The sequence below is a fragment of the Marinomonas polaris DSM 16579 genome (genome assembly GCF_900129155.1).
GTDB lineage: Bacteria > Pseudomonadota > Gammaproteobacteria > Pseudomonadales > Marinomonadaceae > Marinomonas > Marinomonas polaris.
The window spans coordinates 11482-28726 of record NZ_FQVF01000032.1 but is presented as its reverse complement, the minus strand read 5'-3'; the positions used below and the strand labels follow the sequence as shown (position 1 = coordinate 28726).

Below are 17245 nucleotides of genomic sequence, written 5' to 3'. Positions count from 1 at the left end.
AAAGAAATGATTTTATCCGCCATGACTTCATCCAAGCTTTCTGTCAAAATTAGCGTATCACTGTACCCATCAGGCAAAAAATCATAGTTTATTTGAAGAGGTTGCGGCTCTCTTGTATAGGCTGGAATGTTTGCCACTTCTACCTTGATTTTTTGTTTTGGTAAATCTTTTCTCTCAGGAGAAGTCACTACCGCTATTTGCCACTTATCAATGCTCAATTCAGAATATTTAGGATCTTGCTTTAGATCCTTTGGTTCTTTTACTGTCACTTCAAGCCCGTATCGTTCGCCAGTGTACTTTTCTATACAATGTTTCATGTCTGCCAATATTGCTGAGCTGAAATCCTTCCCGCCAACAAAATCAAGATCTTCGCTTAAACGATTGCCTCCATAACAAAGTCGTAACGACGTGCCACCTTGAAAAGTTAGTTTGTCTAAAAGTCCACCCTTCTCTAGCGCAAATAAAATATCGTAGTGTAAGAGCTCTTTCTCTATCACTGAACGCATATGAGATACATTTTCAACCTTCATTGCTTTATTCACCAATAGCGCGAAATTTTCTTGATCAATTTTCATATAGCCCATCCTTGCTTACTAAATGTGTATTTCGACCAACTCGTTTTAAGTCTCTGTATGCCGTTTGTTTCGTTGCTAACCTAAGTGGTCTGCCGACTAAACTGGTATTTTCTATAATATCCATTGGATCTCGTTTCGTATGCGTAAATTCAATTGTACCCAAAGGTGTTTTGAATTCACCGGAACGCCCCGTTGTCATAACCGTTAAGCGATCTACTGGAATTTGCGAAATAACACCGAAATCAGAAAGTGCTGACTCCAGGCTAATGTAGTTATATTCCCCACGTCGAATAGTTTTAGCAATTTGCTCCAACGTATCACTGCCTTTCGACTGCGCTAAATTGAATAAGTACACACCATTAATCATTCGGATGAGTAAGCCATCTTCTTGCAAACGTTTAATTCCAGCGCGCAAAGTTCGATCATTATCTTGATGAAAAATTTTGGCTAGATCTGAATTAGTAAAAACACAGCGACTACGCTTGTCATATTCTAAGAGCTTTTTAATTGCCTCAGACTTTTTCACAATACACCTCTAGTTAGCAAAAATGACATTTAAAGATGTCATAATTGTAGACTTAATTTCGGTAGGACACAAGATTACAATAATGACACTTAAAGATGTCAAATTTGTTAACTTGACTGCTAGGAGGGATTGAAAGGACTTGGTTAGTTTGAATTAATCGTGCGGTCGACCACAAAAAACTGTTCTCTACACAGTTCTTTTTTAAGATCGTACGCGACAATATTGCATAGCCCATCAATGGCTTTAGGACTGTCGATTGAGTTATATATTTCTATTGTCCGCCTTGATCTCTTTCACATGTGAAAGATACTGTGTGATCGATTCGAAATAGTTAAGTTAAAAGTAGATCGAGAGCCTAGCTTTAAAAAACCATTAATGCCTTTCTTGTCCTCTTTCACATGTGAAAGATTTCGGATGGTCAGAATTGACCACCCAGAAACAATCAAACTCTTTTTTGAAAATTACCGATGGCAAAACCGATGAGTATGCAGGCAATCATCATAACAACAGGTATAACAAGAGGGCTTACGGCGAAGGGAGAAAAAGAAACAACGCAGAAAGCGAGAAACAAGTAACCTATCGATCTAATGCCATAACTGTGAATAATAGGCGAAGCATAATCAAAGTTTGTTCTTTTGATCCGCCACGTCATCAGACCATCGTAGACAGCTGGAACAAGAAGTATCAGCATGTAAGGCGACCAAACAACAAGCAACGCAATTCTTGCCAGAAATTGGTAAACCACTTCAGATAATGTGTTTATTCTGCCTTTAATCCAATCAAACCAGAACTGCCCCATATCCTCCATGCCTCTTGATGCTTTCCGCGCCTTTTCTGTAGGAATGAACGTTCGGTAGATTCCTCTTTCTATGCCAGAATCGATCATGATGAGTTTATGCCAACTGTCAGCTTTATTGTTTATCTAATCGCTCGTTTTAGGGCCAAGACTTGACTCAACATACGCGCTTTCTTTTCGTATTGCATCTTTGGTAAAGCTACCGGGTACAAGCAGCAATACCGCGCCAAGCTCAATAACGAGTATGCTAACTATCAGCCATAAGGGTATTTTTATACTTAGCTCTCCTTAATACATTTTTTACTTTATGGCTGGTTATGAGGTTAAACAGCGGGTCTCGAATTATTTCCTTATTAGTATCCTCACCGGATGACGCGTCCCCTTCTCTGCTTATAATCATAAAATCTGTGATGGAATTAACTTCGACACAGCTTCTTGCTAACACTTTAATCCCTAGTGCTGTCGATGCTTCCGAGATTAAGGCTTCTAAGAAAACAGCAAATCGCATAGGATCTGGCATCTTCTTTCCTTTTTTAAAATAGACAGCTTCACCATATCGATACAGCGCCTTTTCTATTATTTGATAGACTTCCTCATCTTCAAGATCGGATTCATAATAAAAGCACTCGCTTATCCTTTCTAAAATGAATAGAGAAATCGGCCAATCAAATTATAATAGCGATAGCAGTTCAATATTTTTCTTGCCTTTAGATCTTAATTAAAGCCCGCTGGTCACTTGGTAATAAGGGTTCTTGTACATTGTGCCTCCTTTAACATGGTTTATGTTTGCACTTATTACTCTAGAATTGGCAGGCGACCTTTTATTAGCCTTCCACCAGAAATGGTTGCGAAAAACTCTAAATTTGGCAGCATACCGAGTAGTTGAGGTTGTATTAAATCGGATTCCTCTTCTATTAAACGCTCTCCTTGGTTGCCACCGTGCATAGCCGGTTCGTCTCCGTGCGTATTTTGTCCTTGCGTCCTCATGACGTATTTCACCCTAGTTTTTGGCAAATTGCTGGTGATGTATTCTTGTGTTTCTGTATTAAGCACACGCAAAGCAAATTTGTTGTTAAGGTTCCCTAGAACCTGAATGGCTTTGTCCTTGCTGCCCATTCTGGCTGAGAAATCTGAAAAAGTTTGCGTTGCAACAAAAAGGCGAAGCTTTGCACCACGACCTTTGTTTAGCAGCTGAATAAAAGGATCGTTTATCACTTCAGCTGCCTCATCTACAAAGATATTCACGACTCTATTGTTCACTCCAAAGTTGTATCGATCACCTGCAACGGCGGTGAGATCTGACAGCATTATTGAGCCGATAGCACTACCAACCATGCTGTCCGTGAGTGAATCGAGGCCAATGTAAGCAACTTGGCCGTTGTTTATGATTTTTGCTGTATCTGTTATGCCACGCAGGTCGTGGAGGTCTGTAGCGTCAGGAGAAAGCATCTTTCCTAACTCTCCTGATGTCAGCATATTCATTATTGGCAGTAGATTTGAAACCATCTTTGAAAAGTGAGTGGCGTCGTGCTGAAACATGCTTAACAAACCTTCAAGTTCAGAACTTGGGTAGTCCGGCTGAATGACATCATAATAAAATCGCAACAGAGCGAACGCCAGCTTCTCTTTATGGCCGTTTTTGGCCTTGTCTTTATAAGGTTGTGCTAAATTTTCCCAATCCTTAAGGTTTTTTTCTGCATAGGCTTCCACGGCTTTGATCACTAAACCGGCCGGGCCACCTTCCAGAAATCGACGAAGCAACGTTAAGTTTGGTCTTTGGTACGTCATGACCAACCCTTGAGCGATGTTATTAAGGGCTTGCCATGTAAAGCTCTTAAATGAATTTGCACCGGCTTCTGAAGGTATTAAAGCTGCAAGACGACTCGCTATTTCAGTGACTCGCGTAAAGTATCTAAGAGGGTCGATGCGAATAGATTCATCAGGGAGCGCTGGATGGAAAGAAACATACTTTTCAAGCTCTTTTAACTAGCGGTCTTGCTGGAGTTTTGTTTTGCTCCTGCCATGCAGCCGGTTGAGATTTTGGCTTTGGGTTTGACTTTACTGCTTTTTCTTTACTTGTTGTTCCGCTTGTTTTCTTCTTACTGACAGCATCGATTTGATCTTTCATTGGTAAATAGTCATTAGCATTAGCGTCACTGTCTGAAGAGATGGCATTTAAAATCATTGATGAAATTTCTGGGATAAGAACAACATCCTTAACGCCTCTAAAGCTTTGAATTTTCTTATTCGGCATGACCGGATCGCCAGATACCAAGGCTGTACTCCATAAAGAAGCCAGCACTTCAGATGATTCTCCCAACTTTTTTGCACCATCGGGATAAAGTATGGCTAATTGGTTATTCATCATGACAAACAAAACATCACCAAGAGTCTCTATCTAAAAGAGGAAGCACCGCCTTCTTCACTAAATCGGTTACCGCGTCAGAATATTTATCGAGTTTGGTGATTAATTCCGCTTTTGCTTCTTCTATACCCTGATTCTATCTTTTTCAATATTCTGTATCTTTCAAAACACTTGGATCGCCGGGATCGGCAAGATCTATGTCAGATGGAGGCTTTTTCTTGCGAAGTTTTGCTTCATTATCATGAGCATCAGAAAGCTTATTGGGGGGCTTTTTTCTTAGTGTTTGCATTAGGCGAGTCAGAGGTCTCTTTAACTCCAAACCCTTCAGTGGCAAAATCCAGACTTAAATCATCATTTTGACTGATCTCGCTTTGAATTTTCAGGTGTAGCCGACGATCAATACGTTGTGGAATTTGAGATCTGATGGTTGAAGTCCAATCTTTCACATGTGAAAGATTGGACCTCTAGTATAACACGAGCTGTTCTGTGTAATCAGAAATACTAATTTCAGGGATCTTCAATACGATCTACAGATCGATTTATAATGCGATTTACGGTTTCGTGTTCAGTGTCCTTCACTAGAGAAACTAGGTCATCAATCGATATAAAACGAAGTTTTACCTCCATGATTTTTTTGTTACGCCTAGAAATAATGACGGCCACTACCAATACAAAAAAACAATATCGATGCAGACAAAACATAAACACTGTTTATAGCACCCCCTCTAGTCTCGCTGTAAGAACACTCTTAAACCATAGATTTTATGTAAAACTTAAAGAACTCATCACGATCTATAACACCCCAATCGGCCAAAATATAATAGCCTACTGCGCCTCTATTACCGTCAGGCTCACGGACAAACAATATCCTCATGCCAAAGCATGCACGTATGGCCGCCAACTGCCTCTTAAGCGTAGATTCTGGAATGTCAGTCTCGTGCTGCAAGTACGACAGCGTTGGCCTCTCCACCTTCGACAGCGCGTTTATGATATCGAACTTTCTTTTTATATCATTCGACACTTCCATTCTGTCTCCTACTTCAAGCCTTTCATGCTTATAAGCTCAACGTCGGACGCTAATACAAGAACATCTTTCTCTTGAAAGTCTTCTGTCACTTTTACCCAAACAAAACTAGGCTCGTTACAAACTCTATTTAGTAACAATATGCCTGACTTAACATCATCGTCAATTAATGCGTTGACTGACAGTACGAGCTTTTTAGGATCAACGTACTTACATGCCTCGCCACCACCTTTATTATCGTCAGCTTCATTTGTACCATCGGCTTCGTAACCTTTTAAAAGGTCAATTTGATTTTCAGTATCACTGGGGTAGATTGTATCGTCTGTAGAATGTGAAGCAGATTTGTTGAAAGCTGTATCATCAGTACTTTCCTGGTCTGAAGAGTCACCACCTTTTAAATCTTCGTTAGACTCAAATCTTTCTACAATATTATTGGTAAGGCCCTCTTCAGGATCAACAACCACATTGGCTTTCTCTTTCTTAGCTTCTTCTTTTACACGCTTAGCGTCATTCAAAAGATCCCGGCTCTGCTTACGAGTAATGCCATCTTTTGTTGCAGATGCACAAATGGCCTTGCATTTCTTTTCGTTAAGATCAAAAAGTAAACGTAGGTTATTTAGCGTTTCGGTGTCTCCACAGATGCCTTTTTCATAAATATTTTGAACGCAATCTGGTAGCTTAAGCAAAGAAAGGTGCGTCGATACAAATATGGCACTTTTACCCAAGCGTTTTGCGATATCTACTTGCTTCCAGCCTTCACTTACGAACACTTTTAAAGCATTTGCTATTTCCATTGGAGCTAGATCTTCTCGCTGGATATTCTCTATAAGTTCACCAGCCACTTCATCCAAAGATGACATTTCTTTGTCGTTAACAATGATGTCTATTTGGTCTATACCAGCGACCCTTAACGCTCTCCAGCGACGCTCTCCTTTCTGAATAACATACTTACCACTGTCGTTCTTCGGGTAAACAATAACAGGGCTTTGCTGCCCCTCTACTTTCATTGTGTCAGCCAAGCCTTCAATGTTGATGAATTGCTTACGCACTTGATTCTTTGATTGAACATCATCTAGTGATACCGTGATAACTCTTTTGCTTTTTTTATCTGCTAACTCTGCACTGAACATGGATTTCTCATCTTCAGTTTTTCTGTTTGAGGCCGCTTTAGCCAAAGCGGATAAGCTCTGTAAATTTCCAATCTTAGCCATGTGTTACTCCGTTCTCTCTAATATTTCTTGCAGCACTGCTTCAACTTCTTTTGCGGCCACATGGCCATAACGAAGCTCCCAAACTGGAATCCCCTCCGTCACAGCGGAATCTAAGGGTGGACGGTGCATAATTTTATTTTTAAACAATAAATCTGGGATAGAGTCTTCAAGTTCTTTGAAAGCCCGCTCTTGGTTGATTGACCTGTCCATGTCATTAATTACAATGCCAAGTATTTCCAAGTAGCTGTTGTAACCTTCTTTGATACCGATGATTGTATTGAGGAGGCCTTCAACGCCATCTACAGCAAAGCCAGAAAGCTTAACCGGACAAACCACATGAGTTGACATAACTAAAGCAGCCACAAGTTTACGTCCAAGGCTGGGTGGACAATCTATCAGCACGTAATCGTAATTAAGAAACAATTCTTCGAGGTGTTTTGCCGGGTTCATAGCCTGATCAAGCTGAACCGTTTCTATCTCGAACAAGTCTGGATCGTTCTTGGTAGCATGAATGAGATCCATACCTGAAGGACATTTTAGAACTTCTATCTCACCGACATGATCGCCAAAAAGATCCGCTGTTTTTGTGCCTGAAAGGATTGGAGTGAAAAGATAATCCGCATCCTCAACTCTTGGAGCCAACCGGCTAGAAGTGTTGCCTTGACCGTCCATATCGATAACTAGGACTTTTTTCTTCTTTTTGATGGACAGATAAAAAGCCATCTGGATGCAGATAGTGCTTTTGCCCACTCCTCCTTTTTGATTCGCAAAGCTGATTACTTTTGCCATATATACTCCACCATTTATAAGTTTAGGAGGGCTAATTTTCTTTCACATGTGAAAGCCATCGAAGTATTGTATATCATTTAATGATTCTTAAAAATTGCTTAATGATCTACAAATAAAGAAAAAACGTAAAGAAAAGATCTATTCAACAAGATCCGTTCTTTTTCTGTTTAGTGCAGGGTGAAAATTAATCAGATGGCAATCTGTGTTAACACGATAATGACAAGGACGGCAGCAAAGGTATGCAGCTATAATAAAACGACTTACTGACTCAGAGAAATCTTCTAGCTGTTAAATTTCAGGATGAAAGATATCTCCTATTTAAAGAAGAAAAGAGCACGGTCTCAGGCTGCTCTATTAATAATAGGAGTTTACCGTGGGACACCTAGGGGAGATACGAATAAGTCCTATGTATGAGACAATTCATTTTAACCTTCGAGATTGACCATGTCGCATCAACTCACTTTTGCCGACAGCGGATTCAACAACAAGCGTCGTAAAACACGTAAAGAGATTTTCTTGGCTCGAATGGATAACTTGATGCTGTGGGATCAGCTTGCGGTTGTAGACGTTCTTGATCATGTACCAGTAGAAGTAGTGTCCCCTGACGGTGCTTGGTAGCCAGGTGATGTCCCAGCACCTCAGCTGGTTCGGGCTGTCGGCCACATGGGTGGTCAGTGTCCGCTTCACCAGTGGTCGGCTGCGACCACGCGGATGCTGTTGCTGGGCTTCCTTCAGTACGCGGTAGAAAGTCGACTCCGAAGCCAGCTAGGTGCCGCGATCGGCCAGGCGCGCCACGATCTGATGCGGCGGTAGACTGGCGAACTCCGCCTGGTTGGATACTTCCAGCACACTGCGGCGCTAGTCCGGACTCAGCTTGTTGGCCGGTACTGGGCGTGGCACGTTGGGGCGCCGATCCTCCGGACGGTGCTGCCAGCGTTGCAGTGTGTGCAGAGTCAGACCCAGCTCGGCATAGGCCTGGGCTCGACGTGCGCCCGTCGTTGATCAACTGCACGGATTCACGGCGATCTGGGGCGCTGATCATTCGTCCTCGTCCTTCCCCTAGAGCGCCTCGGCTTTTTTTCGCAGCACCAGAAGCGCTGCGGTTTCCGCCAGGGCCGCATCTTTGCGGCGCAACTCGCTCTCCAGCTGCTTGATCCGCTTCTTGACCGCTTTCTCCTCGTCTCATCTCCGGCGGGTTTTGGCTGGCCGGGCCGGTGTGTTGGCCTGCTCATAGGCTTGGCTCCACGCCTTGATCTTCTCGACATACAGACCCTTGCGCCGACAGTACTCCGCCTCATTGAGACCGGTACTCTCCAACACCACACGAAACTTGTCTTGTCTCGACCATTGATCGGCCTGCTTCCCACCTCTCGGCACCACGGCTCCTGCTGCTCTGGCTTGTTTACGCCAAGTATACAGGGTTGCATCGGTAATGCCGGTCGCCTTGACCAGCTCCGGCACACTGCGGTTCAACGGTGGCATCATCTGCCGTACCATCCATTCCCGGTGCTCTTTCGAATAACGCGCCACACAGCTCTCACTTCTGTCCACCGCACAATATTTAAAGAATCAATTCACACGACAACTATCCTGATATGGCGGGTTCCTTATTACGCTAAGTAATATTTGTTGACTGACGCAAATTTATGGGCTAGATTAAAAAATTAGATATCTAAACTTTTATATCTAAATTATTTTCTAATGAAGAAGGTAGTCACGCTGATACAGATGTGAAAGCTAGTCCTACTCGTTAAGCCCTTTTAGCTGCGACGAAGTGGATAAATAGCAAAGCCGCATACAATTCCGACTTTTAAAGTTTGTTGTGTTGGTAGTATAAGCGGCAGAGAATTATGGAATGCGAAGAGCTTGGTATCAGGAGAGAGCGGTAACGGATTTGTTTCTGAGTCCGCTGGACTGACGAGCCCACTAAAACAACTATAACGAAAGGTGTGAAGAGCATGAGTAAATTGAAATTATCTGTTGCCGTTGGTAACTACGATCGCATGAGACCTCTGGTAGACGGAGATGTTCAAATTGATGGGGTAGACCCCGTTTTTATGCTACATGATCCGGAAGAGATTTTTTTCCGTGCGTTCAGGCATGCAGATTTTGATATCACCGAGCTCTCAATGAGTAGCTATACGGTGAAAACTGCTGACAACAACAGCCCATACATCGGGGTGCCTGTTTTTCCTTCTCGTGCTTTTCGACATACGTCGGTCTACATCAGAACTGATCGTGGCATTAAGTCACCAGAGGATCTGAGAGGTAAGCGAGTCGGTGTGCCTGAATACCAATTGACAGCAAATGTTTGGGTTCGACTCTTTTTAGAGGAAGAGTATGGAGTTAAGCCTAATGAGATCGAGTGGGTTCGTGGAGGTTATGAAGACCCGGGCCGCGTTGAAAAAGTCAACCTGAATCTCACAGATGGTGTCGAAGTTAACAATATTCCTGAAGGTAAAACCCTATCAGGCATGCTCGCTGCTGGTGAGATAGATGCGGTGATCGGGCCTCGCGCACCAAGTTGTTTTGCAGCGGGACATCCTAATGTAGGGTACTTATTTGAAGACCCAATGGCTGAAGCGAAAGCTTGGTATGAGAAGACTAAGCTGTTCCCAATCATGCACCTTTTAGGGATTCGAAAAACATTAGTAGAAGAACATCCATGGCTTCCATTCTCTGTTTACAAAGCGTTTGAAAAATCGAAAACAATTGCTCTCGAACGTTTGTCTGATACGTCTGCGACCAAGGTGACTCTTCCATTTGTTGAGGATCAGCTTCGAGCTGCGAAGTTGATGATGGGTGATGATTTTTGGTCGTACGGATTCGATCAGAATAAACACACTCTAGAACGGTTCCTAGCACAACATCACGCGGAAGGTTTGTCGAAGCGATTAGTAACGCCTGAGGAATTATTTCACGCGTCAAGTATGGAGGGTTTCAAGATATAAATAGGGTGTCTGTCAGGCACTAGGTCACAGGTTAAATCTCCAGTACGAGATTAAATTGCTGTTACATAGTTGGTTATTAAGCAAACTCAAAAAACAAAAACAAAAGGAAAAGATTATGTTTTCAACCATTAAAAAAGGTATGGCCGGAACGCTGGTCTCCGCAGTATTAATGCTATCACCGATAGCGCACTCAGAAAGCTACGAGATGACTATAGCCGGTGCATCTCCTGGTGGGCTTTGGAGTCTGCTGGGAGCGGGTGTCGATGGCGCGGTTAGAGAGAGTTACGAGGGTTCTAAGATAACCTATCAGACTTCTGGTGGTGGCGTTGCTAACGTAGGATTGCTCGATCGTGATCAGGCAAACCTCGCGATTATTCATGATGCGGAGCTCCTGTTAGCAAAAAAAGGAGACGATCCGTTTCGTGAACCGATAGACTCAGTTCGTGTTTTGTCTTACCTCTACACTTGGGCGCCTATGCAGGCGCTGATTAGCAATAGCTTCGCAGAAGAATATGGCATTAAGGCTTTTGAAGACATCGCAAAAGTAAAACCACCAATCACGATTGCCATCAATAAACGCGGAAATATTGCGTCTAATATTGCAGTGGAAATGCTAGAAGCTATCGGTGTTACTGAAGCGGATATCGAGAGCTGGGGTGGCAAGATTATTTATGCTGCATCTGGCGAGCAGATTTCTCTGATTCAGGACCGCAGAGCAGATCTTCTGATCAATTCTCTCTTCGTAAAACATAGCTCGATTATGCAAGCGGCTAACAGTGTAGACCTTACTCTGCTGTCGATGGAAGAGGGCACTGTAGACGCTATAAATGCGGAGAGTGGGACTGTTTCTTTTGATATTCCAGCAGGAACATATGAGTTTTCTCCGAATGCCGTACATACGGCTTCTTTGGGGGCAACTCTGGCGGTTCGTGAGGACATGGATGAAGAGCTCGCTTACAACCTGACCAAGGCGTTGTTTGAAAATTACGAAACGATCGTGAGTGTTCACTCTGCGATGAAGGCGTTAACGCCCGAAATCATGGCTTCAGTAACCGTAGTTCCTTATCACAAGGGCGCACTCAAATATCTTGAAGAAGTTGGTTTGAAGTAAAACTATAACAAAAACAAGAGCAGGAATTATCTAAATGAAAGACATACTATCATTATTAATTCAGACGGGGTCCAAGCGCCGCCTCAGTTCAGGATTAGCGAAAATTATCCAGGCATTTGGCGCAATAATAGCATTGACAGTGATTTATACGACGACGGTTGTATATGTTGACCTGTTTGGAATGACAGTAGTATTTTTATCATCAATCCTTGTTCTGCTCTTCATTATGTATTCGGCCGGCCCCTGGGGTCGGTCTGATATGCCTGGACCGACTGATTGGGTTCTGTCGCTGGCTAGTGCGGCTGTTGGGATCTACTTTTTTGTTGAAAGTAGTCGGATTGTTGAGAGGATCACACTACTCTATCCTCTAGAAATGCCGGATCTCATAGCCGGTTCGATACTTCTATTCCTGACTATCGAAGCTACCAGACGAACTGTGGGTTTTGGTCTGACAAGTGTTGTAGCAGCGTTTGTAGTTTATAACTTATTTGGCCACGATCTTCCATTTGGGTTGGGCTTTCGTGAAGTTGGATTCAATCACTTTCTAGACATTATGATGTTTACGAGTGATGGGCTCTTTGGCGTTCCTCTTCGTGTTGCTGCCACCTACGCATTCCTTTTTGTTCTGTTCGGTACGTTTTTGTCTCGTGCGGGTGGTGCGGATTTCTTCTACAACCTGGCATCTGCTCTTGCAGGGCGCCGAGTTGGTGGTCCAGCTAAGATAGCAATTATTTCCTCAGGTCTTTACGGAACAATGTCAGGAAGTCCGACTTCTGATGTTGTTACCACGGGTTCAATTACGATCCCAATTATGAAACGCCTTGGTTATAGTAGTTCTTTGGCAGGTAGTGTGGAAGTTGCAGCCTCGACGGGAGGTAGTCTTTTGCCTCCGGTTATGGGATCAGCAGCTTTTATCATGGCGGAGTATACGGGTATCGAATACCGTGATATCGCGATAGCAGGTATTGTTCCCGCTTTGCTTTACTATCTGTGCGTATATGCGCAGGTTCATCTTCGCTCTCAGAAAATGGGACTGGGTGGACTTGGCGAAGATGAAGTGCCTAAAGTTAAGGATGCAATGTCTAACGGAGGTTTGTTTATCCTTCCGCTAGTTGTCCTTTCAGGGGCGTTGATTATGGGATTCTCGCCTACTTATGTTGCTGCCTTTGCCACCATAGGTGTGGTTGCAGTTGCGGCTGTAAAACCTTCAACTCGCATGGGTTTAAAGGCGATCTGGGAAGCCCTAGGTGAAACTACCGTTCGAATGGTTTCGGTTGTGGCTGCTTGTGCTGCTGCCGGCTTGGTAATCGGCGGAATTTCGATGACTGGGCTGGGTGGCAAGTTTGCTGATCTAGTGTTTTTGTTGGCAGGAAACACTACTTTCCTTGTTCTCGTAGTTTCTGCCATATTAGCAATCATCCTAGGTATGGGAATGCCGACACCCTCAGCCTTTATTTTGGCTGCGGTGCTCGTCGGACCGACCTTGGCTTCACTGGATTTCTCTCCTCTGCAGTCAAATATGTTCATCCTGTACTTTGCAGTATTGTCAGCAATGACACCGCCTGTAGCGGTAGCTGCATTCGCTGCTGCGGCGATTGCTGATGCCAAACCTCTGGGAATTGCGGTTGGTGCAGTGAAACTTGCGATAACTGCATTCATCGTACCCTTTGCATTTATGTATGGTGATGGGCTGCTTCTAGAAGGAAGTATCTCTCACATTGCAATTAGTTGTGTAGGTGCGGCCATCGGCGTAATCCTGTTGAGTGCTGCAGTGGAAGGGTTCTTCATAGAAGCGCTGAATGCAGCTGCTAGGGTAGCCCTATTTATTGCTGGCTTATTGTTTATCTCGCCTGGTGCAGTTCCTCTGATTACAGGCAGCATAATAGTGCTTTTGACTATCTTCGTTACTCCTCACTTGAGACAACGCGTGAAGGCAATGGTTACGAGTCGCGCTTAAAGGATTGGTCCGGTGGGCAGGGAAGCCCTAATCACTGGAGAGAGTAATAGAGTGGAGATACTTTGGGCGACGTTATCGTCAATGATGTTTGCTGGTACGTTTTTGCTAATAAAGATGGGTCGCCTAAACGCATCAAATTTGAGCGTCTTGTGGATAACGCTAACAGCTAACGTACTGTTTCTAGGTATTATATCTTTAGCTTGTTTATCGCCGCTCCCTTTCGATATATGGGAGTGGCGATACTTTATCCTCGCGGGTCTATTCGCTCCTCTACTGGGACGGCTATTCCAATTTATTGGAATGTCCACGTTAGGTACCAACGTTGCAACGGCTATTACGCTGACACACCCTTTAGTTTCTGTTGCGTTAGGGGTATTCGTAATAGGGGAAGCAGCTTCATACGCTCAAATGCATGGCGCTATTTCGGTAGTGCTAGGTTCTTTGCTTATCGGTATGTCAACTCAATCCAAGAGGGTAAAGATTCCAATCTTAAAGACATTTTTGTCTTTTTATGCACCAATACTTGCTTCTATTGCATATGGTGTATCGATATCGTTTAGAAAAATCGGAATTGAAAATGGTACTGATCCTATAGTGGCGAGTGCCATTACGGTAATCACATCGTGGATAGTTCTCACGGGGTACGTGGTATTTACAAGAACAAAAATCACATGCAATAGCCGGGAACTGAAGTATTTTTTAATCGCGGGTGTTCTTTCCAGTGTTGGGCCGGTGTTTCTTTATATTGCACTTGCCTCAGGAACATTGATCGTCGTAGCTCCGCTCGCTGCAACTACACCTCTATTTGTTCTTGCAGGTACATGGATTTATTCAAGGCAGAATGAGATTTTTAATCGTCGCATTTTATTTGGCGTGTCTTTTATTGTACTTGGAGTGATTCTTTTTACCGGTAAATTCTGAGAAGAGACACCTGGTAAATCTGATGCGCTGAAAGTGAGATCCAAAATTGGATTACTTCGAAATTAAAACTAAAACGGGAGTCATAAATTGGGAAAGTACGAATCACCCTATTTAGCACTTGGATCGGATGGAATAAAAGCGCTGGTAGATCATTTTTATGATCTGATGGATAACGCTCCGAAATACAAAGCACTTCGTGAGATGCATGCAGTCGACTTGTCCAGCGTCAGGGGTAAGTTGACAGACTATCTTATTGGTTGGATGGGTGGACCTCAGATTTATTTGGAAAAGTATGGCTCAGTATGTATGACTGGTCCGCATGAATCCTTCCGAATCGGGACTAAAGAAAGAGATCTATGGGTGGCATGCATGTATGAATCCATGGAGTCCATGGATGTGGATGATGAGGTTCAATTAATGCTCAGGAAGCCGCTGGCTAGGCTCGCAGACGCAGTACGAAACACACACTAAGTGTATCAGACTATCAGGCACCGAATTTGCTAGATGGCTTGATTCAGCAATCTGCCGACTGTCGTTCTAACGTCGCGAAAGCCATGGCATTAGTTTTCTAGAAAGGCAAGGAACAATAAATGTCGTAGTGAGTCCAGTTAGAATAGTTACCACTACGAGTAATCCTATCGCTTCATGTAGCGGGGAAATTATGGGGCGCAGAGTATTTATGAGAAGGATCAAAAGGGGATATACCGCTAGTATACTCAGAACCCAGTGTTTCCAAAGCAGTGGTGGCAGAGGCTGTGACGGAAGGCGGGTTACGGGCTCGAACCAAATATTCGAGCCGGATGTGTGTTCTCTTGAGATATCGGTGATATACATCTCTTCAATTGGTGCTAGGGCTTCAATTCTTTCTCGTGATTTTTTCCAAGTGTCCAGCGCTTTAACAGACTCGAAGCGAGTTACTAGGTAGAAGTCCACACCTTGCCCCCCTTTTCTTCGTATGATGTCTATAGATTCAAACCCGAGCGTAGCTTCTAGTTTGGGTATTAATCTACTTAAATGTTCGCTAAGCTGTCCATCATTTTCATGACTAACTCGAAAAGAAACCAGGTAGGAGGTTGAATCTGTCGCTAGATGTTCTGCGGTCAAAGGTGTTTCAGAAGTCATGAGTCAATTACCGAAGTTATATGAAAATTTAAAAGTACTCTTAGGTGCTTGCTGGAGTCATGACGAGCCAAATAAAAAACTGGTTGGATAGCTGGTCAAGTTGAAGTGTTTCGGCACCTTTTTCGCTTCAAGGATCAGTGTTCCTAAGTAATTTCTTGGTCCATACAACAGTTTGCAGAACAAGAAGGCGTTAAGCTCTCCACCCTGTATAGTTGGCAAAAGCAATTCAACACATCAGGATTTAGCGAGTCAAAAGTGAGTTCATCAGATAAGTGGTCAAATGAAGAAAAATTTGCTGTCGTACTTGAAACTGCTGCCTTGTCTGAAGCGGATCTGCATCAGTACTGTCGAGAAAAAGGGTTGTACCCTGAGCAAGTAAAGCGATGGAAGCAAGCCTGTATTGCTGGCAACACGGTGAAATCGACAAGAAACACTAAGCTCACGGCGGAGCAACAAACGGCCAAAAACGCATTAAAGAACTAGAGCGTGAGATCAGACGAAAGGAGAAAGCGTTAGCAGAAAGTGCTGCGCTACTGGTGCTGGGAAAAAAGTTCGATGCCTATTGGGAGGAAAAAGAGGACAGCTAATCACGCTGGCCGATAGGCAAAAGTATGCGCAGTGGATCCGTCATGCGGTTGAGTCAGGGGCACGACAAGAGCCTGCCTGCGAGATGATTGGTTTATCGATCAGGACGTTACAGCGTTGGTATAGTGATGGCTCTATTGGTGAGGATAGAAGAGTCACAGCGATAAGGCCCACCCCGGCAAACAAGCTGAGTGAGGTAGAGCGGCAGAAGATACTTGAGGTCTGCAAGCGTGACGAGTTTGCTTCCCTGCCACCTAGCCAAATCGTCCCTATATTGGCCGACAGAGGCGAGTATATTGCCTCGGAATCCAGCTTTTATCGTCTCCTAAAAGCGGAAAATATGCTTCATCACAGAGGAAAAGCAGCACCAAGGAACGCCCATAAAAGGCCCACAAGCTACACGGCGAAAAAAGCCAATGAGGTGTGGAGTTGGGACATTAGCTATCTGTCAACCACCGTGATTGGGCAGCACTACTACCTGTACATGATAGAAGATATTTACAGTCGAAAAATAGTGGGTTGGGAGGTGCATCATCAAGAAACGGGAGAGCATGCCGCCGATCTACTGGAGCGTAGTGTTTGGGCAGAAAAATGCGTTAAAAAAGATCTTGTTTTACACTCAGAAAACGGTGCGCCCATAAAGAGCTTAACGATGAGAGCAAAAAGGTATGATCTTGGCGTTGTGACCTCCCGCAGTTGTCCAAGGGGGAGTAACGATAACCCATACTCGGAGTCGCTGTTTAGAACAGTGAAATATCACCCTAGATGGCCGTCAGAAGGGTTTAAAACCCTGGAATGTGCGAGAGAGTGGGTCAAAGAGTTCGTGTCTTGGTACAACCATGAACACCGCCATAGTCGAATCCAGTTTGTCACGCCAAATCAAAGGCATGCAGGGCTTGATCAAGTAATCTTAGCGAAACGAGCGGGCTTGTATCAGCAGAAAAAGAAAGAGCGCCCTGAGCGTTGGTCAAAAGCAGAAAGAAATAGGTGATGTGTAATTAAATCCAGAGCAACACAAAGACGCTGCTTAATTACTTTAGGCGACAACTACCTTGAAAAACGCCGTTATTATGCGGTTAAAGTGGCATGATTTTCAGATTACAAGAAGTGGCTTAGCAGTCCAAGCATCACTAAATAATCTAATATTAGACACTGGCCAAGCCAAAAGCTCAACCAGTAGTGATCAACGAAACGTAAAAAAACAGAGTTATCAGCTTAGACAGTTTTCTTGTCGCAGTCAGTGTACCCTGAGGATGAAATCAGGGCACGATTAAGATTAGATGCTTTTATAAAGAATCGACGCATCGTGGAT

15 protein-coding genes and 3 pseudogenes are annotated in these 17245 nt (G+C 43.7%); 8 read left to right on the top strand and 10 right to left on the bottom strand.

The genetic code is table 11. The annotated features are described in order from the left end of the window. The 9 genes and pseudogenes from BUA59_RS22755 to BUA59_RS22715 form a co-directional block, all read right to left on the bottom strand. The coding region (locus tag BUA59_RS22755) for a nucleotidyl transferase AbiEii/AbiGii toxin family protein (protein ID WP_139248960.1) at positions 1-575 on the bottom strand (575 nt) is incomplete at its 3' end. Then, complete coding sequence (gene abiEi, locus BUA59_RS22750; protein ID WP_072842379.1) at positions 565-1101, bottom strand: type IV toxin-antitoxin system AbiEi family antitoxin; 537 nt, start codon at positions 1099-1101, stop codon at positions 565-567. The genes abiEi and BUA59_RS22755, both read right to left, overlap by 11 nt. A 442-nt stretch (positions 1102-1543) precedes the next feature. Next, positions 1544-2023 carry a DUF4400 domain-containing protein gene (locus BUA59_RS22745; protein ID WP_258861170.1) on the bottom strand — a complete coding sequence of 160 codons (480 nt, stop codon included), beginning with the start codon at positions 2021-2023 and terminating at the stop codon, positions 1544-1546. Between the two features lie 121 nt (positions 2024-2144). After that, on the bottom strand, positions 2145-2417 hold the full coding sequence (locus BUA59_RS22740) for a hypothetical protein (RefSeq protein WP_072842378.1): 273 nt from the start codon (positions 2415-2417) through the stop codon (positions 2145-2147). Between the two features lie 275 nt (positions 2418-2692). Next, positions 2693-3859 (bottom strand): annotated as a pseudogene (gene traD, locus BUA59_RS22735) (conjugative transfer system coupling protein TraD); the annotation flags it as partial. A gap of 10 nt (positions 3860-3869) precedes the next feature. After that, entirely contained in the window at positions 3870-4265 is a 396-nt protein-coding gene (locus BUA59_RS22730; RefSeq protein ID WP_139248958.1) for a hypothetical protein, read from the bottom strand. Between the two features lie 745 nt (positions 4266-5010). Continuing rightward, entirely contained in the window at positions 5011-5289 is a 279-nt protein-coding gene (locus BUA59_RS22725; RefSeq protein ID WP_072842376.1) for a helix-turn-helix domain-containing protein, read from the bottom strand. Between the two features lie 8 nt (positions 5290-5297). After that, positions 5298-6497: a ParB/RepB/Spo0J family partition protein gene (locus BUA59_RS22720; protein WP_072842375.1), complete on the bottom strand. Its 1200-nt coding sequence runs from the start codon at positions 6495-6497 to the stop codon at positions 5298-5300. Between the two features lie 3 nt (positions 6498-6500). Continuing rightward, positions 6501-7286: a ParA family protein gene (locus BUA59_RS22715; RefSeq protein ID WP_072842374.1), complete on the bottom strand. Its 786-nt coding sequence runs from the start codon at positions 7284-7286 to the stop codon at positions 6501-6503. A gap of 444 nt (positions 7287-7730) precedes the next feature. Here BUA59_RS22715 and BUA59_RS24240 point away from each other — a divergent pair. Next, a pseudogene (locus tag BUA59_RS24240) lies at positions 7731-7850 on the top strand (IS5/IS1182 family transposase); the annotation flags it as partial. A 110-nt stretch (positions 7851-7960) separates the two neighbouring features. After that, positions 7961-8440, top strand: coding sequence for a hypothetical protein (locus BUA59_RS24235; protein WP_139248955.1), 480 nt, complete (start codon positions 7961-7963; stop codon positions 8438-8440). Between the two features lie 28 nt (positions 8441-8468). Here the strand turns inward: BUA59_RS24235 and BUA59_RS22705 are convergent, their stop codons facing one another. After that, on the bottom strand, positions 8469-8816 hold the full coding sequence (locus BUA59_RS22705; RefSeq protein ID WP_139248953.1) for a transposase: 348 nt from the start codon (positions 8814-8816) through the stop codon (positions 8469-8471). A gap of 428 nt (positions 8817-9244) precedes the next feature. On the opposite strand from BUA59_RS22705, the gene BUA59_RS22700 reads away from it, so the two are divergent. The 6 genes and pseudogenes from BUA59_RS22700 to BUA59_RS23520 all read left to right on the top strand — a co-directional run bounded on the left by BUA59_RS22700 (position 9245) and on the right by BUA59_RS23520 (position 16931). Further along, a complete protein-coding gene (locus tag BUA59_RS22700; protein ID WP_072842373.1) occupies positions 9245-10237 on the top strand; it encodes an ABC transporter substrate-binding protein in 993 nt (330 codons plus the stop codon). Between the two features lie 55 nt (positions 10238-10292). After that, a complete protein-coding gene (locus tag BUA59_RS22695) occupies positions 10293-11348 on the top strand; it encodes a TAXI family TRAP transporter solute-binding subunit (protein ID WP_245813232.1) in 1056 nt (351 codons plus the stop codon). 34 nt (positions 11349-11382) lie between these two features. Further along, positions 11383-13305 (top strand): TRAP transporter permease, encoded by a 1923-nt coding sequence (locus BUA59_RS22690; RefSeq protein ID WP_072842372.1) that lies wholly within the window; start codon positions 11383-11385, stop codon positions 13303-13305. Between the two features lie 12 nt (positions 13306-13317). Continuing rightward, positions 13318-14226, top strand: coding sequence for a DMT family transporter (locus BUA59_RS22685; RefSeq protein WP_084122671.1), 909 nt, complete (start codon positions 13318-13320; stop codon positions 14224-14226). 87 nt (positions 14227-14313) lie between these two features. Continuing rightward, the gene (locus tag BUA59_RS22680) at positions 14314-14697 is read left to right on the top strand and encodes a group II truncated hemoglobin (protein WP_072842371.1); all 384 of its coding nucleotides are present in this window, start codon (positions 14314-14316) and stop codon (positions 14695-14697) included. A gap of 801 nt (positions 14698-15498) precedes the next feature. Beyond that, positions 15499-16931: pseudogene (locus BUA59_RS23520) on the top strand (IS3 family transposase). Positions 16932-17245: the final 314 nt, after the last annotated feature.

Coding starts and splice junctions, on each gene's coding strand:
- BUA59_RS22740 (WP_072842378.1), bottom strand. CDS start 2,417: ATGCCAGATCCTATGCGATTTGCTGTTTTCTTAGAAGCCTTAATCTCG.
- BUA59_RS22730 (WP_139248958.1), bottom strand. CDS start 4,265: ATGATGAATAACCAATTAGCCATACTTTATCCCGATGGTGCAAAAAAG.
- BUA59_RS22725 (WP_072842376.1), bottom strand. CDS start 5,289: ATGGAAGTGTCGAATGATATAAAAAGAAAGTTCGATATCATAAACGCG.
- BUA59_RS22720 (WP_072842375.1), bottom strand. CDS start 6,497: ATGGCTAAGATTGGAAATTTACAGAGCTTATCCGCTTTGGCTAAAGCG.
- BUA59_RS22715 (WP_072842374.1), bottom strand. CDS start 7,286: ATGGCAAAAGTAATCAGCTTTGCGAATCAAAAAGGAGGAGTGGGCAAA.
- BUA59_RS22700 (WP_072842373.1), top strand. CDS start 9,245: ATGAGTAAATTGAAATTATCTGTTGCCGTTGGTAACTACGATCGCATG.
- BUA59_RS22690 (WP_072842372.1), top strand. CDS start 11,383: ATGAAAGACATACTATCATTATTAATTCAGACGGGGTCCAAGCGCCGC.